The 22362-nt window shown below is 35.7% G+C and carries 21 protein-coding genes and 3 tRNA genes; 15 read left to right on the forward strand and 9 right to left on the reverse strand.

Translation table 11 applies throughout. From position 1 onward, the window contains the following. Window position 1 precedes the first annotated feature (1 nt). From ACST14_RS01550 to ACST14_RS01565, 4 genes are read left to right on the forward strand one after another with little or no spacing between them, the layout of a single operon-like run. Entirely contained in the window at window positions 2-613 is a 612-nt protein-coding gene (locus tag ACST14_RS01550) for a fumarylacetoacetate hydrolase family protein (protein ID WP_459459872.1), read from the forward strand. Between the two features lies 1 nt (window position 614). Then, window positions 615-1055, forward strand: coding sequence for a thioredoxin-dependent thiol peroxidase (gene bcp / locus ACST14_RS01555; protein WP_459459874.1), 441 nt, complete (start codon window positions 615-617; stop codon window positions 1053-1055). Window positions 1056-1064: 9 nt separating this feature from the next. Beyond that, window positions 1065-1922, forward strand: a complete 858-nt coding sequence (locus ACST14_RS01560; protein WP_459459876.1) for a transketolase — start codon at window positions 1065-1067, stop codon at window positions 1920-1922. Between the two features lie 10 nt (window positions 1923-1932). Beyond that, window positions 1933-2886 (forward strand): transketolase family protein, encoded by a 954-nt coding sequence (locus ACST14_RS01565; protein ID WP_459459878.1) that lies wholly within the window; start codon window positions 1933-1935, stop codon window positions 2884-2886. Between the two features lie 3 nt (window positions 2887-2889). On the opposite strand, the gene tamL is transcribed toward ACST14_RS01565, so the two are convergent. Continuing rightward, complete coding sequence (gene tamL, locus ACST14_RS01570; protein WP_459459880.1) at window positions 2890-5157, reverse strand: translocation and assembly module lipoprotein TamL; 2268 nt, start codon at window positions 5155-5157, stop codon at window positions 2890-2892. On the opposite strand from tamL, the gene ACST14_RS01575 reads away from it, so the two are divergent. Next, window positions 5158-5910: a TrmH family RNA methyltransferase gene (locus ACST14_RS01575; RefSeq protein WP_459459882.1), complete on the forward strand. Its 753-nt coding sequence runs from the start codon at window positions 5158-5160 to the stop codon at window positions 5908-5910. Here the strand turns inward: ACST14_RS01575 and ACST14_RS01580 are convergent. Both ACST14_RS01580 and ACST14_RS01585 read right to left on the reverse strand, forming a co-directional pair. Beyond that, window positions 5887-6630, reverse strand: a complete 744-nt coding sequence (locus ACST14_RS01580) for a queuosine precursor transporter (protein WP_459459884.1) — start codon at window positions 6628-6630, stop codon at window positions 5887-5889. The genes ACST14_RS01575 and ACST14_RS01580 overlap by 24 nt on opposite strands. Further along, the gene (locus tag ACST14_RS01585) at window positions 6627-7838 is read right to left on the reverse strand and encodes a pyridoxal phosphate-dependent aminotransferase (protein WP_459459886.1); all 1212 of its coding nucleotides are present in this window, start codon (window positions 7836-7838) and stop codon (window positions 6627-6629) included. Before ACST14_RS01585 ends, ACST14_RS01580 begins: the two co-directional genes overlap by 4 nt. Window positions 7839-7897: 59 nt before the next feature. On the opposite strand from ACST14_RS01585, the gene ACST14_RS01590 reads away from it, so the two are divergent. From ACST14_RS01590 to pheA, 10 genes are all read left to right on the forward strand, one after another. After that, a complete protein-coding gene (locus ACST14_RS01590; protein WP_459459888.1) occupies window positions 7898-8572 on the forward strand; it encodes a hypothetical protein in 675 nt (224 codons plus the stop codon). Further along, window positions 8573-9109 (forward strand): hypothetical protein, encoded by a 537-nt coding sequence (locus ACST14_RS01595; protein WP_459459890.1) that lies wholly within the window; start codon window positions 8573-8575, stop codon window positions 9107-9109. 11 nt (window positions 9110-9120) lie between these two features. Next, window positions 9121-10053 carry a phosphoribosylaminoimidazolesuccinocarboxamide synthase gene (locus tag ACST14_RS01600; protein ID WP_459459892.1) on the forward strand — a complete coding sequence of 311 codons (933 nt, stop codon included), beginning with the start codon at window positions 9121-9123 and terminating at the stop codon, window positions 10051-10053. Then, a complete protein-coding gene (locus ACST14_RS01605; RefSeq protein ID WP_459459894.1) occupies window positions 10046-10480 on the forward strand; it encodes an STAS domain-containing protein in 435 nt (144 codons plus the stop codon). Before ACST14_RS01600 ends, ACST14_RS01605 begins: the two co-directional genes overlap by 8 nt. 200 nt (window positions 10481-10680) lie before the next feature. Beyond that, on the forward strand, window positions 10681-15249 hold the full coding sequence (gltB, locus tag ACST14_RS01610) for a glutamate synthase large subunit (RefSeq protein WP_459459896.1): 4569 nt from the start codon (window positions 10681-10683) through the stop codon (window positions 15247-15249). A 6-nt stretch (window positions 15250-15255) separates the two neighbouring features. Then, window positions 15256-16755 carry a glutamate synthase subunit beta gene (locus ACST14_RS01615; protein ID WP_459459898.1) on the forward strand — a complete coding sequence of 500 codons (1500 nt, stop codon included), beginning with the start codon at window positions 15256-15258 and terminating at the stop codon, window positions 16753-16755. A 62-nt stretch (window positions 16756-16817) separates the two neighbouring features. Further along, window positions 16818-16904, forward strand: a tRNA-Ser gene (locus ACST14_RS01620). 11 nt (window positions 16905-16915) lie between these two features. Then, window positions 16916-16989 (forward strand) — tRNA-Pro (locus ACST14_RS01625). 58 nt (window positions 16990-17047) lie between these two features. Then, window positions 17048-17121 (forward strand) — tRNA-Arg (locus tag ACST14_RS01630). 106 nt (window positions 17122-17227) lie between these two features. Further along, window positions 17228-18304, forward strand: a complete 1077-nt coding sequence (gene pheA / locus ACST14_RS01635) for a prephenate dehydratase (protein WP_459459900.1) — start codon at window positions 17228-17230, stop codon at window positions 18302-18304. Here the strand turns inward: pheA and ACST14_RS01640 are convergent. The 6 genes from ACST14_RS01640 to ACST14_RS01665 are packed head-to-tail and all read right to left on the reverse strand — an operon-like array spanning window position 18296 to window position 22326. Continuing rightward, entirely contained in the window at window positions 18296-19216 is a 921-nt protein-coding gene (locus ACST14_RS01640) for a bifunctional riboflavin kinase/FAD synthetase (protein ID WP_459459902.1), read from the reverse strand. The genes pheA and ACST14_RS01640 overlap by 9 nt on opposite strands. After that, window positions 19200-19889: a tRNA pseudouridine(55) synthase TruB gene (gene truB, locus ACST14_RS01645; RefSeq protein ID WP_459459904.1), complete on the reverse strand. Its 690-nt coding sequence runs from the start codon at window positions 19887-19889 to the stop codon at window positions 19200-19202. Before truB ends, ACST14_RS01640 begins: the two co-directional genes overlap by 17 nt. Next, a complete protein-coding gene (locus ACST14_RS01650) occupies window positions 19877-20665 on the reverse strand; it encodes an undecaprenyl-diphosphate phosphatase (protein ID WP_459459906.1) in 789 nt (262 codons plus the stop codon). Before ACST14_RS01650 ends, truB begins: the two co-directional genes overlap by 13 nt. Continuing rightward, a complete protein-coding gene (locus ACST14_RS01655) occupies window positions 20665-20868 on the reverse strand; it encodes a DUF3098 domain-containing protein (RefSeq protein WP_459459908.1) in 204 nt (67 codons plus the stop codon). The genes ACST14_RS01650 and ACST14_RS01655 overlap by 1 nt, the downstream gene beginning before the upstream one ends. A gap of 1 nt (window position 20869) precedes the next feature. Further along, window positions 20870-21754, reverse strand: a complete 885-nt coding sequence (locus tag ACST14_RS01660) for a cell division protein FtsX (protein WP_459459910.1) — start codon at window positions 21752-21754, stop codon at window positions 20870-20872. Window positions 21755-21756: 2 nt separating this feature from the next. Continuing rightward, on the reverse strand, window positions 21757-22326 hold the full coding sequence (locus ACST14_RS01665; protein ID WP_459459912.1) for a bifunctional nuclease family protein: 570 nt from the start codon (window positions 22324-22326) through the stop codon (window positions 21757-21759). Window positions 22327-22362 lie beyond the last annotated feature (36 nt).

Consider the following 22362-nt stretch of genomic DNA (forward strand, 5'->3'; position numbering starts at 1 on the left):
CATGAAAATTATTTGCATCGGTCGTAATTACGTAGATCATATCGCTGAATTATCGAATGAGAGACCCACAGAACCGGTGGTTTTTTTAAAGCCTGATACGGCTTTATTGGATGCAAATAGTCACTTTTATTATCCTAAATTCTCCTCTGATGTTCATTATGAATTGGAGTTAGTGTTTAGGATAGGTAAAGTGGGTAAAAATATTGAAGCAAAATTTGCTCATAAGTACATCGATTCTTATGGTTTAGGTATTGACTTTACTGCGAGAGATGTACAAAGCAAGTTGAAAGAAAAGGGTTTACCTTGGGAAAAGGCTAAAGCCTTTAATGGTTCTGCTTTTGTCAGTTCACTTCTGCCATTTGAATCCTCCATTTTAGATAAACCGATTCATTTTGCTTTGCATAAGAATGGGGAATTAGTTCAGGATGGAAATTCTGGTTTAATGATTTGGAATGTAGCTGAATTAATTGAAGACGTATCTGCCTATTTTACCTTAAAAACAGGCGATTATATATTCACTGGAACTCCAGCAGGTGTGGGTCCAGTAGTCATAGGAGACGTTCTACAAGGCTCTTTAGAAGGGTCAAAATTATTCGAACTAGCAATATCTTAATATGAAATTACAAATTGGTGATACGGCTCCCTCCGTTACAATGGTTGATTCTGATGGAAATACATTTTCTATACCTAACGGCAGAAAGATTGTTTTGTATTTTTATCCCAAAGACAATACACCAGGATGCACTGCACAAGCGTGTAATTTAAATGAAAATTTATCCTCGCTTGAAGCTAAAGGTTTTCAAGTGATAGGCGTAAGCATTGATAGCAATTCTTCGCACACGAAGTTTAAATCTAAGTATAATCTTCAATTCCCCTTATTGTCTGATCCAGAACATCAACTAGCTGAATCTTTTGGGGTTTGGGTAGAGAAATCCATGTATGGCAAGCAATACATGGGAGTGGCGCGTACTACATTTATTATCTCCTCAACAGGAATTATTACAGATATTATTGAAAAAGTGGACACGAAAAATCACAGTTCCCAAATCCACTAATCACCTACCATGCAAACACAAGAAATACAAAAAATCAGTTCTCAAGTACGCAGAGACATTTTAAGAATGGTTCATGCTTGTCAGTCAGGACACCCGGGTGGATCATTAGGTTGTACAGATCTTTTAGTAGATCTATTTTTTAGTACAATGAATCTTAAAACGGATGCAGCCGCTAAGGTTGTATTCGATATGGATGGTAAGAATGAAGATATATTCTTCTTATCTAATGGGCATATATCACCCCTTATTTATAGCGTTTTAGCTCGTCGTGGTTATTTTTCTACTGTTGAATTAGCTTCCTTTAGAAAAATAAATACCCGTTTACAGGGTCACCCTACGCCACACGAACATTTAGAAGGTATTCGCATCGCATCTGGATCATTAGGTCAAGGCCTAAGTGTTTCTATTGGTGCTGCACAAGCAAAAAAATTAAATGGCGACTCATCCACTGTATATTGTTTAATGGGGGATGGCGAGCAAAATGAAGGCCAGGTATGGGAAGCAGCCATGTATGCTCCTCATCATAAGGTGGATAATTTGATTGCGTTTATAGATGAAAATGGTCAGCAGATCGATGGACCTACGGAAAAGGTAATGAGTAACCGTGATTTACAAGCAAAATATGAAGCTTTTGGGTGGAATGTGATGCGTATGGATGGAAATGATGCGGTTGATATTCAAAATACGTTAATAAGGGCCAAAGCAGAATTAGGTAAAGGCTCGCCCATTATGATTATCATGAAAACAGAGATGGGAGCAGGTGTAGATTTTATGATGTATTCACATAAATGGCACGGTGTAGCTCCTAATGATCAACAATTAGAAGACGCATTAGCGCAATTAGAAGAAACTTTAGGCGATTATTAATCAGATAGAAATGGCATTATTTACCTACGAAACAAAAAAAGATACACGCTCAGGTTTTGGAGCGGGTATGGAGTATTTAAGTCAACATAACCCTAAAGTGGTCGCATTGTGCGCTGATTTAATAGGATCATTGAAATTAGAAGGTTTTATTAAAAATAGCCCAGAGCGTTTTTTCCAAACTGGTATTGCGGAAGCCAATATGATTGGTATATCGGCAGGTTTAACTTTAGGGGGATTTATTCCTTTCGCAACTACGTTCGCTAACTTTGGTACGGGTCGTGTATACGATCAAATTCGTCAGTCAGTCGCTTATTCTGGAAAGAATGTTAAGATCTGTTGTTCACACGCAGGTTTAACGTTAGGAGAGGATGGGGCAACACACCAAATTTTAGAAGATATCGGATTAATGAAAATGCTCCCAGGAATGGTAGTAATTAATCCATGTGATTATAACCAGACAAAAGCGGCTACTATTGCCATTGCTGATTACGAAGGTCCTGTTTATCTTCGTTTCGGTCGTCCTGTGGTTCCTGTTTTTACGCCTGAAGATCAAAAATTTGAGATAGGTAAAGCAGTACATTTAGTCAAAGGATCAGATGTAACGATTATAGCTACGGGTCATTTGGTATGGGAAGCTATTCAAGCTGCGGAAGCTCTTTTAGAAAAAGGAATCAATGCTGAGGTAATCAATATTCATACGATTAAGCCTTTAGATGTACAGGCTATTTTAGCTTCGGTTAAAAAGACGGGTTGTGTCGTAACGGCAGAAGAGCATCAGTATAATGGTGGTCTAGGCGATTCAGTAGCACAATATTTAGCACTAAACCATCCTACTCCTATGGAATTCGTAGGAGTAAATGATTCGTTCGGTGAGTCAGGAAAGCCGGCTGAATTAATGGAGAAATATGGTTTAAACGCAAAGGCAATTGTGGAGAAGGCTATTCAAGTAATGGCTCGTAAATAATCCTTAGAAAGGATATCCAATACCAATATTAAATTCAATTGGGTTTTGTCCACCTTCGAAAGAAGTCTCGGGCAAAACCCATTTTTTATTTGCAGGATTTGCAGGATTAACAACTTTAGTGGCTAAATCTAATCGTAATAGGAAGAAGTCAAAATCCCAACGTAGTCCGAAACCTGTTCCTACGGCTATTTGATTATAAAAATCACTAACATTAAACTGAGTAGTAGGGTCTGTGTTTCCTTGACTCATATTCCAGACATTTCCAGCATCGACGAAGAAGGCTCCGTTCATTTGGCCAAATAAGGGGAATAATTTAAATCTGTATTCTAAGGAGGATTCGAGTAAAATACTACCTGGTTGTTCTACAAGATTAGAGGAGGATATGTAGGAGCCTGGCCCTAAACGTCTAGGTTTCCAAGCTCTAACACTAGAAGGACCACCAATAAAGAAGTTTTTTTCATAGGGTAATTGATAGTCATTGTCACCACCATAAGCGTAGGCAACTCCACCTATTAATTTAAAGGCTAATTGGGACTTACGATTAGAACCCAGCATTTTATAACGGCGATAATCAAAGTTTAATCGCAAAAAGCGATAAAATTGAATATCCTGGCCACTATTTAGTAAATCTGCTACAAAGTTAAATTTATAATTAGGCAAAAAATTCAATGTTGATCCACCTGATTCTAAACCTAGTTGAAAAATTTTGCCATTTTTCAACTCATTTGTTGGCAATAAGTCCCGATAAACATATTGAAAAGAAAAACTACTAACAAAACTGGGATTAAAACTTCGGTATAAATTATTTCCCTTTAATTTAAGTTCTTGTAAATATTCATTAAATGCATCTGAGGTGGCTGTTTCAGGATAATTTGTATTTAACAAGTTTAAATTGATCAGGGAGAAGGTGAAATAACTAAACTCACTTTTCTGCCATGTATAGCGCTGGAATAAATTCAAATTAGTACGCTGGTATTCGGGCCTATTTATAAAATCGAAGCCGACACCTACGGAAGTTTTGGCCCCATAATAGGACCCTAATTTACCAATGATTGATTTAGGTAAATTGAGGGTAGGAAAGTTGATGGATGCCGAAACATTTAACTCTAAATTGTTCCTTGTATCTGACGTATTAATAAATCCTGATTGCGCCTCATACCCTAGACGCGTAGAAAAATCGAAGTAATCAAGACTAGAAAACAGTCGTCTTACTTTAAATGAATTTGTTAAGAATGGACCTGGAATACCTCTAAATACACTTCCTCCTAATTCAGAACTAAAATTATATTTCTCATTTTGGAATAGTTCAATTTTAGGAAATAGGCGTGTTCTTGTTGTATCAAATCGAATAGAGACTGTTTTGAATTGATCGGTTAGATAGATATTCTTTAAACTTTGATTAAATATATCCACCGAATACAAATCATCCTCTTTTAAAGTAATAAGTTTACTCAAGCTTTTTAAAGGAGGATGCTCTGCTGGATTACCCAATGGATCTGATATGTTAAATTCAGGTAATCCTATCCGATACAATCGATCATAATTACTTATTACTGCCCGATTTTTAAATTCTGGTATTTTATAATAAAGCGAGACATGTCGCAGCGTACTGTCTTTAAGGTCATTTAAACGGATACCTACCGCATCAGCTGAAAAATAATAATATCCTTCATTTCGTAAATGATGACTTAATTGCTCTTTTTCCTTTTTCAATAAGGAAAGTTGCAATCGTTGCATAGGATTTATTAAGCTATTATTGCTTAAAAAAGATTTTATATGCTCAGCTAAAATCGGGTTATCTACGGATACAGAATCTTCCTTAGTAAAATAGCTAGGACCTCCTTCCTTAATCTGAAAAGCAACATTAACTAATTTACCAACTGTATCGATTTTAGGCGCTACCACTACCCTTAAAAAGCCATTCTCGCGGTAATATCGTTGTATCTGACTCTGATTGTTTTCCAACCAGGTTTCGCTGTAAGTAGGATTGGGGGATTTGAAGAATTGGAAGAAACTGGGTTTAATTTCAAGAGAATCTTTTCTTTTCCTTTTATTGCCCAGATAAGTATATAATTTTGTGGGTAGTAATCGGCGATATGAATTCTTTATTCCGATCACATTTGACCGTAATTCTAAAGTAGAAATTTGGCTATTTCCTGAAATATTAATTTGATTAATAACAGGTTGTGCGATTTCATATCTTTGATATTGGCCACAGGAAATGAGACCTAAACTCAAGACAATAAAACCGATAATTGATTGATTCTTCAAATGATGCTAACTAATAAACAAATAAAGTTAATTAATTCCCTACATTCTAAAAAAGGAAGAAAAGAGAATGATTTATTTTTAGTGGAAGGAGAGAAGTCTTTGTTAGAATTATTGACTTCGGATTTTATTGTTGAATTCTTTGTTATTAATGATTCTCAGTCCGATTTACATCATCAAATTAATTTAAAATCTAATGCACCTATCTATACCTTAGATACAGACTCTTTTCAAAAGCTAAGTACGCTGGTGACTAATTCATTTGGGTTAGCTGTTGTAAAGCAGAAGCAATTTTCTGATTTTAAATTACAAGATAGGTATACGATTGTTTTGGATGGGATTAGAGATCCAGGAAATCTGGGTACCATTATTCGTATTTGTGATTGGTATGGTTTCAAACAGTTAGTTCTATCAGATGACTGTACTGAATTTTACAATCCTAAAGTGATTATTTCTAGCATGGGATCTTTTTCCCGTGTTGAATTTAAATATGTGGACCTGGTCGATTTCTTAAAAGCACATCCTACGTATAAAAAAATAGGAGCTGTGTTAAATGGGGAAAACATTCATCAGTATCAATTCCCAGAAAGTGGATTTATCATTGTAGGGAATGAATCACTCGGAATTCGGGAGGAAATTTTAGCTTTATTAGACGAACGAATTACCATTCCATCTTTTGGGAGTGCCGAATCTTTGAATGTAGGAATTTCTACAGCTGTTATAGCCGATAATTTAAAGCGCTTTCTCAGCCGCTAAATATTTCTCTATCCCCCAATGAGCTAGATATAATACTGGGGTGAATAAAATGGCCACGATAAATTTGTAGAAATAATTATTGAAAGAAACGTTCATCCATTGGCTAAAAGTCCAATTTCCGAACAGGAAAAAAGCAATTCCAATCACTAAAACACTGTCAAATAATTGAGATATAAGCGTTGATCCGGTTGCTCTTAACCAAATGTGCTTAGAACCAGTTCTAGCCTTTATTTTTTCAAATACTAGCGCATCAATAATTTGACTTACTAAAAAGGCCGATAGTGATCCTAAAATAATTCCTAAGCCTTGGCGGAAGATGCGAGCAAATGCTTCGTTAATATTGAAATTCTCCGATCCTTTGTTCACATCTACCCAGAAATCAGCAGGAACTAGTAAGGTGGCGGAGTAAATGATAAAGAAGGAAAACGCAATGAATAGGGCAGTGGTGAAGGAAATAAAACGAACTCCTTTTTTGCCAAAATAATCATTTATAATATCTGATGTTATAAATACCAATGGCCAGTTTAATGCACCAGCCGTTTGGTTTAAATCCCAAAAATCACCCCAGGGCGTTTCCCAATGTAAAGGTGAAAAACCTAATGTTCTTTCAATGCTAACTATTTTAACGCCAATAATCTCTGCAACAATCGCATTCGTTAAAAATATACCAAAAAGGAATATAAATAACTTTTGTTTCCGAGAGAATTGGTTAAAGATCATTTCCGGTAGTTTTCAAAATGTTGAGCGATCTTGTCTAAAGCTATTCCTAATTGTTCTACGTGAGGTAAAAAGACAATTCTAAAATGATCTTTTCCACTAAAATTAAACCCACGACCACCCACTACTAAAATCTTTTGCTCTTCTAATAAGGACATGACAAAATGATTGTCATCTTCAAAATTAAACTTCGAAAGATCAATTTTCGGAAATAGATATAAAGCTCCTTTAGGTTTTATAGCACTAACACCGTCAATTGCATTTATTCTCTCGTGGGCTAGATTCATTTGGCGATTTATGCGACCTTCTTTAGCCACTAAATCATTAATAGATTGATAACCACCTAATGCCGTTTGTATCCCATATTGTGTGATTACATTCGCACACAATCGAGTACTAAACAAAAAATTTAATCCTTCAATATAGGATTTAGCTTTATGTTTTGCCCCTGTTAATATCATCCAACCTCCTCTAAAACCAGCCGCACGGTAATTTTTAGATAAACCGCCCATAGTAATGATGAGAATGTCATCTGATAAGCCAGCCGCCGTATGGTGAACAGTTCCATCAAATAATATTTTATCATAAATTTCATCTGCAAATAGTACTAATTGATGCTTTGCAGCTAAAGCCACCACTTTTTTTACTGTGTCCTCTGAATACACAGCACCAGTGGGATTATTAGGGTTTATTAGAACTATAGCTCTAGTTTTAGAGCTTATCTTGGATTCAATATCGGCTAAATCAGGCGCCCATTCTTTTTCTTCATCACAGGAATAATGTACTGCTTTTCCGCCTGCTAAACCTGCTACAGTAGTCCATAATGGGTAATCTGGAGAAGGAATTAATACCTCATCATCGGTATTAAGTAATGCCGTCATTACTAGAGAAATAAGCTCACTAACTCCATTGCCGATGTAAATATCCTCAATCAGTATATTTTTTACGCCTAAGTTTTGATAGTACTGCATAACCGCTTTGCGCGCTGCAAATAAACCCCTAGAATCAACATATCCCTGAGCATTTCGTATATTTACAATTATATCATGGACGATTTCATCAGGTGTTTCAAAGCCAAAGGCGGCTGGATTACCTATATTTAGTGAAGTGATCTTGTAACCTTGATTTTGAAGAGCTAAGGCCTTGTCATAAACCGGTCCACGAATTTCATATTTAAGGTGATCTAGGCGTTTACTTTTTAATATATCCATGCTATTTTTGATAGAATTGTAAAAATAGCAATTAAATTTTATTGAATTTACCCGTTTTAATGAATTTAAAGGAATTAGGTATTTTATTGGTTGGTCTGTATTTGGCCTCTTCACTCATCATCGCTTATAAATATTATATAGCCAGAGGAAAGGTATTTCGTGTTTCTAGGACACTAATTTTTAAATATATCCTTCGATTTATTCTATTGATTGCTTTCGCTATGCTTGGTTTTTACACCCTTAATGTAAAGCAGATTAGCCAGTTAAAAACAGCTGATACTCATACAATGATGTTTGCCATAGCAGAAAATAGTTCGAGTCTTACATGGATTAAATTACAGGATAAAGTGCGAGAGCTGCCAGAAGAAAGCCGTATTAGTTTAAATATGTTTATGCCTAAAAATCAGCAATGGATTCAAGTTATTCCCCTAACGAATAAAGATTCCTTTTTGCATTTAGTTGAAAATGGTCATGAATTAACTTTAATTTATCCTAAATTAACTCTTAGCAATAATCTCAGCTCTCTACCTAAAGAGGATAATTTTAATTTTTATACTTCTAGAAACGGGCATTGGGAATTAGTAGATCAGGAATCAAAGAATACATCTTTTTTGTCTACCGATATGCTAAATAGTTATATTGGATCTTCCTACGTGAGATTCTATTTAGTACTTTTAATCCTGTTTTTATTGTTTATAGATATAGTATTTATTGCCAAAGCCATTAAAATATAGATGTTCTCTACGTTATTTTATATTTTTATTTTATTGTATGAAGGATTATTCTCCAGTTCATCTGAAGATTATAATCGCCAAATCGCATTGTTAAATCAGCAAATAAATAGTCGTGATTATAGTGCCGCTTTAAAAAATGCGAAACAACTCAAGCGATCAAGCATTTACATTAATACCAATATTGAAAATGCTATTGCTGTTATTGAATTAAAAGTACATGCTAATAACCTTATGGATAATACAGTTTCTTTAAATTCTCATTCCATATCGAATGATATATTATTAAGTCATTTCCTAGCTTTAAAAGGAAATTCGAAGGAAGGTTTAAAGGATTTACACCAATCCATCATCGAAAATGGAAACGTAGATACTTTGGTGAAATCTTATGAATTGTACGCATTCAATTTTCCACAGAATAAATTAAAGAAACAACAGCAATCAACTCAAATGATCCGTCAATCTCAAAAAATAAACACCCAAGAAGCTTTATCTTTGCTTGATTTGATGAAGAAAAAGCAAAAGAACCTTATCTATTAATTACTCTTACCATGAATTCAGCACCTTATCAATTTCCTAATCAAACCTCTTTTTATAAAGGAAAAGTGCGTGATGTGTATGGAATTGGAGATCGTCTTTTAATGATTACATCAGATCGCATTTCTGCCTTTGACGTTGTTTTGCCTAAGTTGATTCCTTTTAAAGGACAGGTTTTAAACCAAATTGCCTCTTATTTTTTGCAAAAAACAGCTGATATAGTACCCAATTGGTTACTAGCTACGCCTGACCCTAATGTGGCCTTTGGTCTAAAATGTGAACCATTTGCCATTGAAATGGTTATTAGAGGGTATTTGGTTGGACATCTTTGGAGAGAATATAAATCAGGTAAAAGAGAGGTTTGTGGAGTTAAGCTTCCAGAAGGATTAAAAGAAAACCAACAATTGCCTGAACCCATAATTACACCTACAACGAAAGCTAGCGAGGGCCATGATGAAGATATTTCGGTAGCAGCAATCGTAGCGCAAGGAATAGTTTCAAATACACATATGAATGAATTATGTGATATTACGAAACGCTTGTTTCAACGTGGGCAAGAAATGGCTGAAGAGAAAAACCTGATATTAGTGGATACTAAATATGAGTTTGGTTTATATCAAGGAAAGATCATGTTAATGGATGAAATTCACACACCAGATTCATCACGTTATTTTTACAAAGAGCCTTACACAGAATTGTTCGAAAAAGGTCTAGCTCAAAAGCAATTATCTAAGGAGTTTGTACGGGAATGGTTAATTGCTAACGGATTTCAAGGAAAAGAGGGGCAACAAATTCCAATAATTACGGATGAATTTGTCCAACAAATTTCTGATCGTTACGTGCTTCTTTTTGAAGAGATTACGGGTATGAAATTTATTAAAGAACCACAAGAAGATTTAAATAATCGTATTTTTACTAACACAATCCAGTTTTTACAACATGTCTGACGTAAATTCATTTAAGCTCGAACAAAACGAGAGTTATGCCCTTATTGATTGGATAGCTGATCAACTAGCCTCTTCTAATTCAGAAGAATTAGAGAATGCCATTCGTTTATTATTCAAGAAAGATTATGCTAATATGGTGCTCAATCTTTCTAAAACAGAAGAAATAGATGGTTATGGGGTTTCCGCCATTCGTAAGGGAACTAAGATCTGTACGAATGAAGGTGGCCTATTTGTAGTAGTAACTAAGAACGAATCTATTGCGGAAAGGTTGGATGCCGCTAAAATTGAAAATCTCACTTTATTAAATACAGTTCAAGAAGGGGTGGATGCTATTTACCTAAATGACTTAGAAAATGAATTCCAAGATGAGGATGATACCGAAGGGGAGAGTGAATTTGGGGAATCTAGTGGAGATGATTATGATTAAAATGGTACTATAACAAGAAATTTTATTTCGCATTTCTGATAATTCAAATTCAGAAGAATATTTTGTCTTTAGATCGTTTTGCCAAATTTATTTTTAATTAAATTTAAGATTAGGTATATTATCTATCTATAATTGCCACGTTTTCAATTATTACTGTTTACGATTTATTATTATTTATATTAGAATATTTATAGTTTCCTATGAGAAATCCGAATGAGGTAGGTTTGTACAGAAAAGAATTTGAACACGATGCGTGTGGGATTGGGTTTGTAGCTAGTTTGAAGGGCATAAAATCTCATCGTATCGTTCAAGATTCCATCAAAATGTTGATTCGTATGGATCACAGGGGTGCTTGCGGTTGTGATCCTAATTCAGGTGATGGTGCAGGTGTTTTAGTACAACTTCCTCATGAATTCTTTTTAGAAGAAACAAGTTCATTAGGTTTTTCTCTACCGTCTTTAGGCAATTATGGTGTAGGGATGGTCTTTTTTCCGAATGATGAAACTTTAATAAAGGAATGTAAGGAGGTAATTGAACGCAAAACAAAGAAGTTAGGATTGCGTGTATTGGGTTATAGAGTAGTGCCTGTAGATAATTCAGAAATCACGGGAGCTGATTCAGGAAATACAGAACCATCCATTCAGCAATTATTTATAGAAAGACCAGTTGATTGTGCCACTGAGATAGATTTTGAACGAAAACTATATGTTTTCAGACAATACGTAGCTAAGTTATTAAATGAAACCATTTCTGGCTTAGATAACAATTTTTACTTCGCCTCTTTGTCATGCCGTACCATTATTTACAAAGGTATGTTAACGACGATGCAAGTTCCTGGCTATTTCTTAGATCTATTTCAAGAGAATTTCACCTCAGCTTTAGCTATTGTTCATTCTCGCTTTTCGACTAATACGTTTCCAGAGTGGAAATTGGCTCAACCATTTCGCTTTATTGCGCACAATGGGGAGATTAATACGGTAAAAGGTAATTCATCTTGGATGCAAGCTCAATCAGCTTTATTCTCTAGTAAATATTTTACACAAGAAGAATTAGACATGATTCTTCCGGTTTGTAGTCTTGGACAATCAGATTCAGCCATATTAGACAATGCCATTGAGTTATTGTATTTAACAGGTCGTTCGTTGCCGCATGTGATGATGATGCTTATCCCTGAAGCTTGGGATGGCAATGAAAGCATGGAGAAATACAAAAAGGATTTCTACGAATACCATGCAGCCATGATGGAGCCTTGGGATGGCCCAGCGAGTATCTCATTTACAGATGGTAAAATGATAGGCGCTACCTTAGACCGTAATGGTCTTCGTCCCTCGCGGTATTGGGTAACATCGGATGATCATGTAATTATGGCATCTGAAGCAGGTGTGTTAGATTTAGATCCATCCACTATAGTTTCAAAAGGTCGTTTACAGCCTGGTAAAATGTTTGTAGTGGACATGGAACAAGGTCGTATTATTCCTGATGATGAATTAAAAGAAAAGATTTGTCAACAACAGCCTTATGGGGAATGGTTGTTAAATAATAAGATTAGAGTAGAGGATTTACCGGAGGCAGGAAGCGAATTTAGGCAGCCAAAAGCTATTCAATTAGTTTCTAGACAACAGATATTTGGCTTTACTACGGAAGATATTCGTATTGTTCTAGCTCAAATGGCAGAGACAGGAAAAGAGGCTCTTGGTTCGATGGGTATCGATACTCCGTTAGCTGTATTGTCTGAAAAGGCACAGCACTTATCATCTTATTTCAAGCAGCTATTTGCACAAGTAACGAATCCGCCAATAGATCCAATTCGTGAGCGAATGGTAATGTCGCTACTTTCTGATATTGGTGGTTTATCTAATTTACTGGAAGAAAGTCCGTCCCATTGTCGTCAAATTGAAATTCAACAACCTGTCTTACGTAATAGAGAAGTAGAGAAAATTCGTTGGATTGATCATGAGAATTTCCAAACAAAATCCATTCACATGACTTTCCGTGCGTCGGAAGAAGAAGGTGTTTTGAAAAGAGCTTTGGATCGCATTAATCAATATGCTGAAGATGCAGTGGATGATGGTTATTCCATCATTTTATTAACGGATAGAGGAATCGATAGTTCTCATGCACCCATTCCGTCCTTATTAGCTTTAGCCTCAGTACATAACCATTTGAATCGTACGAAAAAACGCGCCAAAGTGGGTATTATTATTGAAGCAGGTGATGTGTGGGAAACCCACCATTTTGCTACTTTGATAGGATACGGCGCGAGTGCAATCAATCCATACATGGCTTTTGAAACAATCAAAGCCATGAAAGATCAGGGTTTTGTTAATCAAGATTTAAGCTATGATAAATTAGAGTACAATTATATCAAAGCAGTTAATGGTGAGCTTCTAAAGATTTTCTCTAAAATGGGTATTTCCACTTTGCAATCTTATCAAGGAGCTCAAATTTTTGAAATTTTAGGTATAGGGAAGGATGTGGTTGATACGTATTTCACAGGTTCAATTTCTCGAATTGGGGGTATTAGTTTAGATATCATTGCCAAGGAAGCGCTAATCAAGCACGCGTCTGGATATCAATTATTAAAGCAAGAATCTCCTAAATTAGAAGTGGGCGGTATCTACCAATGGAAACAGAGAGGCGAAGAACATTTATTTAATCCAGCTACCATCCATTTATTGCAACAAGCTACAAAGCAAAATGATTATGCTATTTATAAAAAGTATGCTCAATTAATTGATGACCAAAGTAAGAAAACCATCACGCTTCGTGGCTTGCTTAAGTTTAAATCTAGTACGGCCATTTCTATTGATGAAGTAGAACCAATAGAAAGTTTATTAGCTCGTTTTGCAACTGGAGCTATGTCATTTGGTTCTATTTCTTTTGAGGCTCATACGACATTAGCTATTGCGATGAACCGTATTGGAGGTAAATCTAATACAGGTGAGGGTGGAGAAGATCCTATTCGATTTAAAAAAATGGCGAATGGGGATTCTATGAATTCAGCTATAAAGCAAGTCGCCTCTGGTCGATTCGGCGTGACTGCACATTATTTAACGAATGCAAAGGAACTTCAAATTAAAATGGCTCAAGGGGCTAAGCCAGGAGAAGGTGGTCAATTACCAGGACATAAAATAGATGATTGGATTGGAAAAACGCGTCATAGTACGCCAGGCGTAGGTTTAATATCTCCTCCTCCACACCATGATATTTATTCTATTGAAGATTTAGCTCAGTTAATTTTTGATTTAAAAAATGCCAATAGAGCAGCCCGAATTTCTGTTAAATTGGTCTCTGAAGCTGGCGTAGGAACTATTGCTGCAGGTGTTGCTAAAGCACATGCAGACCATATTTTGATTGCTGGTTATGATGGTGGGACTGGAGCGTCTCCATTATCATCAATTCGCCACGCAGGTTTACCTTGGGAACTTGGTTTAGCTGAAACCCACCAAACCTTAGTGAAAAATAAGCTACGTGGTCGTGTGACTATTCAAGCAGATGGCCAAATAAAGACAGGAAAAGATATAGCCGTAGCTGCTTTACTAGGAGCGGAAGAATTCGGTGTGGCAACGGCAGCTCTAGTAACGGCTGGATGTATTATGATGCGTAAGTGTCATTTAAATACCTGTCCGGTAGGAGTGGCCACAACAAATCCAGAATTAAGAGCCTTGTATACAGGCCAAGCAGACCATGTGGTCAATTTATTCCATTTTTTAGCGCAAGAATTGCGAGAGATAATGGCTGAATTAGGTTTCCGTAGGCTTGAAGAAATGGTAGGCCGTGTTGATCTGTTAGAGATGAAAGATCTTTCCAGTCATTGGAAATTTAAAAATTTAGATTTAAGTCCCATTTTAGCACCGTCGGTTTTATCTGAAGGGGTTGCTGTATTTAAATCAGAAGAACAAGATCATGGTTTGTCAGAGCAAATTGATTGGGAATTATTAAAAATAGCTCAGCCAGCTTTGGACAAGGGAGTTAAAGTAAGTGCGGAACTTGATATTATCAATGTAAATCGTTCGGTAGGAACTATTTTATCTAACGAGATAACTAAAAAATATGGTGCTAAGGGTCTCCCAGCTGATACGATTAATATTAAATTCAAAGGTACAGCAGGTCAATCTTTTGGTGCATTTACGGTGAAAGGTATTAAATTTGAAATAGAAGGAGATGCTAATGATTACGTAGGTAAAGGATTATGTGGAGCGACATTAGTAGCTTATCCATCTCCTGAAGCATCGTTCAAAGCATCTGAGAACTCTATTATAGGCAATGTGTCCTTTTATGGTGCAACCTCGGGGGAAGCTTATCTAGCTGGAATGGCGGGAGAACGTTTCTGTGTTAGAAATTCAGGTGCTAAAGTTGTAGTAGAAGGAATCGGAGATCACGGTTGCGAGTATATGACTGGTGGCTTAGTTATTATTTTAGGTAATACAGGTCGAAATTTTGGCGCAGGTATGTCAGGTGGAGTAGCCTATATTTTGGATGAACAGAATAAGTTCGATGCCAAAGTGAATCGCGAAATGGTAGAAATCACGGAATTAACTCCGGAAGATAAGAATATCATCTTGATGTTTTTAGAAAAACATGTGGCTTTAACCGGTTCAGTTAAAGGAAAACAAGTTTTTGATAATTTCAATGCATTAGCTAGTCAATTTAAGAAGGTATTACCTGTTGATTATAAGAATGCCTTAAGCTCTCGGAAATTAAGCATTTCTGATGTATTAGCTGACAAAGACAGAGTGTATCAAGATATTAAAGTAGATTTAAAATAAGATAGCATGGGTAAGCCTACCGGATTTTTGGAAATTGACCGCATATTAGCTCCTAAAAGAGCTGTTTCTGATCGTGTTAATGATTACAAAGAAATAGAACAACTAAATACGACAGCGGACACTGAAGCGCAAGCTAGCCGTTGCATGGATTGCGGTACACCATTTTGTCATAATGGTTGTCCACTTGGCAATATTATACCCGAATTCAATGATGCTGTTTATGAGCAGAATTGGAAGTATGCCTACGATATTTTAAGTACGACTAATAATTTCCCCGAATTTACAGGACGAATTTGTCCGGCTCCTTGTGAGTCGTCTTGTGTATTAGGCATTAATAAGCCAGCTGTTGCGATTGAATTAATTGAGAAATCGATTATTGAAAAAGCCTATTCAGAGGGTTGGGTAATTCCATTTATTCCTAAAACACGAAGTGGAAAAAAAATAGCTGTTATTGGTTCAGGTCCAGCTGGTTTAGCTGCTGCAGCTCAATTGAATAAAGCAGGACACTTAGTTAGTGTTTATGAGCGTGCTGATCAAATTGGAGGTTTATTACGTTATGGAATTCCTGATTTTAAATTAGATAAGTCTGTCGTTTCACGCCGGGTGGATGTGATGAAGAAAGAGGGTATTATTTTTATAACCAATGCAAATATCGGAACATCCGAAAAATTAGCCAATCTAACGAATGACTTCGATGCTGTTTTGATAGCTACAGGAAGTACGGTACCTCGTTTTATTTCTGCAAAAGGAGACGATGCTAAAGGTATTTATCCTGCTATGGAATTTTTATCTCAACAGAATAAGCGAAACGCTTCGATTTCTCTAGAGGTTAACCATAAAGGTGAAATCTATGGTAATAATGATATATACGCGAAAGGAAAACATGTTGTGATAATAGGCGGGGGGGACACGGGTTCTGACTGTGTAGGTACTTCTAATCGTCATAAAGCAGCCTCCATTACTCAAATTGAAGTAATGCCTAAACCGCCAGTAGATAGAGATTCAACAACTCCTTGGCCTAATTGGCCTTCTATGTTACGTACATCTACTTCGCATGATGAAGGTGTGGAGCGTTTATGGTCGATTGCCTTACAAGAATATGTTAAAAATGAGAAAGGTGAATTAGAAGCATTGATCATAGGTGATATCGTTTACCAAATGAAAGAGGGTAAAATGGAGCAAGAAGTTATCAATAGCAGAAAGATTCCTTGTGATATAGCATTGATTGCTGCTGGATTTTTACACACAGATCATACTGATTTATTTGATCAGTTAACGGCTGTAGGAGTGAAGTCAGATGAGCGTGGTAATTTAGTTGCTAGTCCCACATATCAATCTGATAATGAGAAAGTTTTCATCGCAGGTGATGCGAGACGTGGTCAATCTTTAGTGGTTTGGGCGATCTCTGAAGGTCGTGAAGCCGCTAGAAATATGGACTTATATTTAATGGGAAAAACGAATCTAGAAGGTAAGGCAGTCTCTAGTTTTGACCTTATGGCCAAATAATTTTTAAGCATAAATTTCATTTACTAAATATATTTAGTACATTTGTGCTCTCTTAAATGCTAGGAGAGATGCCTGAGAGGCCGAAAGGACATGTTTGCTAAACATGCGTACTGGTAACGGTACCGAGGGTTCGAATCCCTCTCTCTCCGCAGTCAATTTTCGGGGTGTAGCGTAGCCCGGTATCGCGCTTGGTTTGGGACCAAGAGGTCGTAGGTTCGAATCCTGCCACCCCGACAGAAGTCAATTTATGAGGACGTGTTTGACACCATACATAAGTTGACTTTTTATTTTAGGTTCCGTAGCTCAGTTGGATAGAGCAACTGCCTTCTAAGCAGTAGGTCTTTGGTTCGAATCCAAACGGAATCACATTAAGTGTAGCATTAAGAGAAAAGGATTTATTCAAATCCTTTTTTTTATTTCCCTTCCTTAAATCTTCTAATTTTAGTAAATTGAGCTAATTAGCACATTACGCATGAATATACCTGAATTAAGAGGCAAAATTGATCAAGTAGATGATTCTATTCTTTCACTATTAGTGCAAAGAATGGAGTTTGTAGAGGAGATTGGCAAATTAAAACGCGAATCAAACTCGGTTATTTATCATCCGGATAGAGAAAAAGAAATAATTGATCGTTTAGCTAATCAATTCACTGGTAAATTAAAGAAGGAAGCCATAGAGGCTATATTTTTAGAGATATTTGGTGTATCACGTAATTTAGAACTTCCAGAAATCATTTGTTATTTAGGCCCTGAGGGTAGTTTTACCCATCAAGCTGCTGAAACACGTTTTGGTGCTGTAGCTGATTATATATCTTTGCCTTCTATCAAATCTGTTTTCGAATCAGTAGAAACCGGCCGTGCTAAATATGGTGTGGTTCCCATTGAGAATAACCAGGAGGGAATGGTAAAAGAAACAATGGATCTTTTGAGTGAAAAGAATCTTTTTGTTATCTCTGAGATTATTATTCCCGTCAACTTTTGTTTAGCATCTAAACATAATGGTATACAAGGGATTAAAAAGATCTATTCTAAGGATATCGCTTTTCAACAGTGTAAAGGCTTTTTAGGGGACTATTTTTCGGGTCAAGAAGAGGATTTCTTTGTTCAAGTAGATTCGACCTCTAGAGCGGCTAAATTAGCCGTAGAGGACGAAGATGGAGCGGCTTTGTGTTCACATATAGCGGCTAAGATCTATTCATTGCCTATCTTATTTGATAACATCCAAGATAATGATTCTAATCAGACTCGGTTTTTTATTATTTCTAAGGTAGAGAATTTAAAGAAGACCGATCGAGATAAAACGAGTCTAGCGATTAAATTAAAGAATGATGATAAGCCAGGAGCTTTACTTTCTTTATTACAAGAATTTGAATCAAGTGGAATTAATTTATTGAAAATTGAATCTCGACCACAAAAAGATACGAATGAATTTAAATTTTGGTTCTTTATTGACATTGAAGGCAATAAATTAGATCAAAATATCCAAGATTTACTTGCTAAAAGAGCGGATGAATTAGTCTTTTTAGGTAGTTATATGAATCTATGCTAAATAGAGTTTAGCCCAGGCTAAATCAGCTGCGATTTGATTCTTTAGGTCATCAAAAGAATCAAATCGTTTTTCTGATCTTATTTTTTCGATAAATTGTATTTCTATTTTTTGACCATAAATATCTCCATCAAAATCTAATAGATGGGTTTCGATATGTATTCCATCGTCTTTATTAAGGGTAGGGCGATATCCCATATTAGTTAATCCGTAGAATTGTCCAGCTTCGATATTCACTTGGCATAAATAGACCCCTAACTGCGGTATGAATTTATTATCCGCATTCAAAGCCATGTTAGCGGTAGAGAAACCTATTTTTCGTCCGTTTTGGTTTCCATGCACCACATTTCCCGAAACGGAATAGGGAAGGCCTAGCATGGCATTCGCTTTTGTAATATCTCCTTCTGATAGGTATTTTTTGATTTGCGAGGAGCTAACAATTACCTCATCTACTTTTGCTACGTCTATAGATATTGATTCTATAATGTCACTAAAATGTTCATTTATATAGGATATGGATCCTTCTCGGTTTTTGCCAAAATGGTTATCATAACCCAAAACAACTTTTTTAGCTTTTAACCGATCGATCAAATGCTCTTGAATGAAATTTTTAGCTGGTAATTCTACGATATAGGCATCAAATGGAATTATGACTAAATAATCAATACCAAAATTCTTGAAAGCTTCAATCTTTTCCTGCATTGGCATTAATAATTCATTTCTTTTTCCCGTAAAATGATCGGCAGGGTGATTAGAAAAAGTAATGACACAGGTCTTTAATTGGTTTAATTTAGATGTGGATAAACATCCCTCTATAACCTTCAAATGACCTAAATGTAAACCATCAAACATGCCGATGGTAACGGCAGTAGGAGAATTTATGGTAACTGTATCAAAACTATAAAAGCACTTCATGTAATTCGCTATTAAAGGTGGCTACATCCTGAGCTTTATCTAAACCCCAATCCCCAATTTTAGTTCTAACTAATTCACTCATATAAGCCCCTGATTCACATTTTAAGCCAAAATCTCGAACAATACTTCGAATATAGGTTCCTTTACTGCATTCTATTTCAAAGCTAATTTCGGGAAAATTAGCAGTATCTATCTCCATGCGAAAGACTTCGGCGTCTCGGATTTTTATATCTAAATCTTCCGCACTAACTCCATTGCGGGCATGAGTAAACAACCGTTGCCCATTTAATTTAATCGCTGAATAGATAGGAGGTACCTGTTTAATAGCCCCTAGAAATGTTTTTCTTACTTCTTCAAGTAAATCGGGATCAATGTGCTCTATTGGATAGTCGCCATCAAATTCTGTCTCTAAATCAATTGATGGGGTAGTTTTTCCAATAACCATTTTTCCTGTATACGTTTTAGGAAGTGATTGGAAATAATCAATCTTCTTTGTGTATTTACCTACACACATAATAAGTATGCCCGTTGCTAATGGATCTAAGGTGCCTGCATGGCCTATCTTTTTGAATCGACCTAGATTCCGTATCTTTTTAACAACATCAAAAGAGGACCATTCTTTTGGCTTATTGATGACATAAAACTTATCCTGAACTTCTATTAAATCATCCACAGATATATACTTAATAAAAGTCCTACCATAATTCGATAATAGCCAAAGAGCTTAAAGCCATGAAGACGAACAAAGCCGACCATCCATTTGATAGTCAATAGAGCTATAATAAAACTGATACTAGTCCCTATACTTAAAAATTGAATATGCTCTTTCGTAAAAAGAACACCAAAATCTTGGCGATAATCTATAAGTTTCTTAGCACAAGCCCCTAAAATGGTAGGAATGCCTAATAAAAAAGAATACTCTACGGCGGCAGAATGACTTAAACCTAGTACACGACCACCCACAATGGTTGCACCTGACCTAGAGACACCTGGTATCATCGCTATACATTGAAATAAGCCTATTTTAAAGGCGTTCGGGTAGGATATCGACTGAATTTCAATAGGACTAGTTTTAGCTGGCAACCAAGTATCGATTTTAATTAATATAAATCCGCCAATAATCCATGATCCTGCAATAAACCAATATCCTTGAAAAAGTGCTTCAAGTAAGTCATCTAACAAAAGCCCAAAAATTACCGCTGGAATAAAAGATGCTATAATGGTAAAATAAATAGATAAGCCGGAAGCAAATAAGCGTTTGAAATACAGGAATGGAACAGCTGCAATGGCACCTAATTGTACAAAGACTGTGAAGAAATTTAAGAATTTAGAATTCTCTATTCCTAATAGATTTTCTGTAACAATCAGATGGGCAGTAGAAGAAACGGGTAAAAATTCGGTCAATCCCTCAACAATTCCTAGCAGTATAGTTTTTAGAATCTCGGTCATTAGCGTTTCCACTTAAATAGAGAAAATATAGGAATGATAATTCCCACAAGAACTAATAAAGGCCCTAATGTTAAACCCAAAAATCCGAAGCCAAATTCTTCTTTATCTAATGTCATTACAAAAAAACCAATTAACATAATTCCAATACCTAGTAATAGAATTTTAATTTCTTTGGCCCCTAAAGGCATATTTGATTGACTCATATTAAAATAGGTTTGTATGCTGAATTTTAAGATATTTTGTAATAGATACGTAGGAAGCTAGAACACTGAATAGGGTACAAAAACCTACGCACACAAGTACCAATTGAAATTGATTTTGCAACTTAAAAAATAAAGTCGTTATTTCTGGAATGGAAGTAGAAAAGTAATAAAAGGCTCCATTTGCGAGAATATATCCCATGAAACCACCTACAAACCCAACTAGTAATGCATCTAGTAGATAAGGTTTTTGAATAAAACTATTCGTACTACCCAATAATTGCATGGATTTAATTAAAACACGATTTCCGTGAATATGCAAACGAATATTATTGGCTAATTGGATGTAAATAAATAAAGCTAATAGAACGATTAGAGTAATTCCTACATACCCAACAGCCTGAATTTTACCTAATAAGGATCCGATAAAGGTGTTAGGGTAACTTACCTCATACACACCTGGTCTAGTCTGAATTTCACTAACAATCTTTTTAAACGAGGCTTCATTTTTAAACTCCTCTTTTATACCTAAAATTAAACAGTTTTTAAAAGGATTTTCATCTCCTAGAAGTGTTTGGTAATCTTCTTGAGATGATTTTAGAAACTCAGTTGCTATCTGAGACTTTGATTTAAATTCAAGTTCAGGTTTTAAATCTTTTTGAGCTAAATAGGGACGCGATTTAAAGTAATTAATGGTACTGGCTAAATCTGTCGTTTGTAGTGAATCACTTAAATACACATAAACCTTCATTTGAGATTTTATTTCATTTCCCCAGGTTTTTACACTAACAAATAATTGAAAGAATAGCGCAATGATAAAAGCTAAACTCGCCATGGAGATAACAAGAGTTAATTGGGATGATTGTGGGCGACTTTTAGAATATTTCATATTTATAATTTATCAATTTCGTCTCTTAATTTAGCAGCCTCTTCATAGTTTTCATCCTGAAGCGCTTTAAGAAGTAAAGCTTCTAATTCTACTTTAGAACGTGAGACGGTTGACTTTTCTACTAGATTAAATTCATCTTCTAGTTCATCTATAAAATCATCTTCAGGTATACAAATATCATGAAGTAATTTCTCTGAGATTAATATGGGTTTATCTAAACGTATGGCAATAGCAACTGAATCAGATGGTCTAGCATCTACCTTAATTATTTCTCCGTCTTTATTAATCACCAAATTCGCATAGAAAATCCCATCCTTAAAATCTGTAATTAAAACCTTTTCAACAGATAAATTAGAATAGGATAGAAGATTAACACACAGATCGTGAGTTAAAGGTCGACTAGTTTGAATATGCTCTAAAAATACGGATATAGACTGAGCCTCTTGGCTACCTATCACGATGGGAAAACGCAAAGCTTGGTTATCGTCAGACTCTAATAAAAGTATATAAGAGCTAGCACCCACCGAACTAGGATTCACAGATAAAATACGTAAAGGAACAAACTCTTTCAAAGGCCTATATTAAAACACAAATGTACCAATTAGCCC

Source organism: Aquirufa sp. A-Brett2-15D, assembly GCF_054558735.1.

Coding starts and splice junctions, on each gene's coding strand:
- ACST14_RS01550 (WP_459459872.1), top strand. CDS start 2: ATGAAAATTATTTGCATCGGTCGTAATTACGTAGATCATATCGCTGAA.
- bcp (WP_459459874.1), top strand. CDS start 615: ATGAAATTACAAATTGGTGATACGGCTCCCTCCGTTACAATGGTTGAT.
- ACST14_RS01560 (WP_459459876.1), top strand. CDS start 1,065: ATGCAAACACAAGAAATACAAAAAATCAGTTCTCAAGTACGCAGAGAC.
- ACST14_RS01565 (WP_459459878.1), top strand. CDS start 1,933: ATGGCATTATTTACCTACGAAACAAAAAAAGATACACGCTCAGGTTTT.
- ACST14_RS01575 (WP_459459882.1), top strand. CDS start 5,158: ATGATGCTAACTAATAAACAAATAAAGTTAATTAATTCCCTACATTCT.
- ACST14_RS01580 (WP_459459884.1), bottom strand. CDS start 6,630: ATGATCTTTAACCAATTCTCTCGGAAACAAAAGTTATTTATATTCCTT.
- ACST14_RS01585 (WP_459459886.1), bottom strand. CDS start 7,838: ATGGATATATTAAAAAGTAAACGCCTAGATCACCTTAAATATGAAATT.
- ACST14_RS01590 (WP_459459888.1), top strand. CDS start 7,898: ATGAATTTAAAGGAATTAGGTATTTTATTGGTTGGTCTGTATTTGGCC.
- ACST14_RS01595 (WP_459459890.1), top strand. CDS start 8,573: ATGTTCTCTACGTTATTTTATATTTTTATTTTATTGTATGAAGGATTA.
- ACST14_RS01600 (WP_459459892.1), top strand. CDS start 9,121: ATGAATTCAGCACCTTATCAATTTCCTAATCAAACCTCTTTTTATAAA.
- ACST14_RS01605 (WP_459459894.1), top strand. CDS start 10,046: ATGTCTGACGTAAATTCATTTAAGCTCGAACAAAACGAGAGTTATGCC.
- gltB (WP_459459896.1), top strand. CDS start 10,681: ATGAGAAATCCGAATGAGGTAGGTTTGTACAGAAAAGAATTTGAACAC.
- ACST14_RS01615 (WP_459459898.1), top strand. CDS start 15,256: ATGGGTAAGCCTACCGGATTTTTGGAAATTGACCGCATATTAGCTCCT.
- pheA (WP_459459900.1), top strand. CDS start 17,228: ATGAATATACCTGAATTAAGAGGCAAAATTGATCAAGTAGATGATTCT.
- ACST14_RS01640 (WP_459459902.1), bottom strand. CDS start 19,216: ATGAAGTGCTTTTATAGTTTTGATACAGTTACCATAAATTCTCCTACT.
- ACST14_RS01650 (WP_459459906.1), bottom strand. CDS start 20,665: ATGACCGAGATTCTAAAAACTATACTGCTAGGAATTGTTGAGGGATTG.
- ACST14_RS01655 (WP_459459908.1), bottom strand. CDS start 20,868: ATGAGTCAATCAAATATGCCTTTAGGGGCCAAAGAAATTAAAATTCTA.
- ACST14_RS01660 (WP_459459910.1), bottom strand. CDS start 21,754: ATGAAATATTCTAAAAGTCGCCCACAATCATCCCAATTAACTCTTGTT.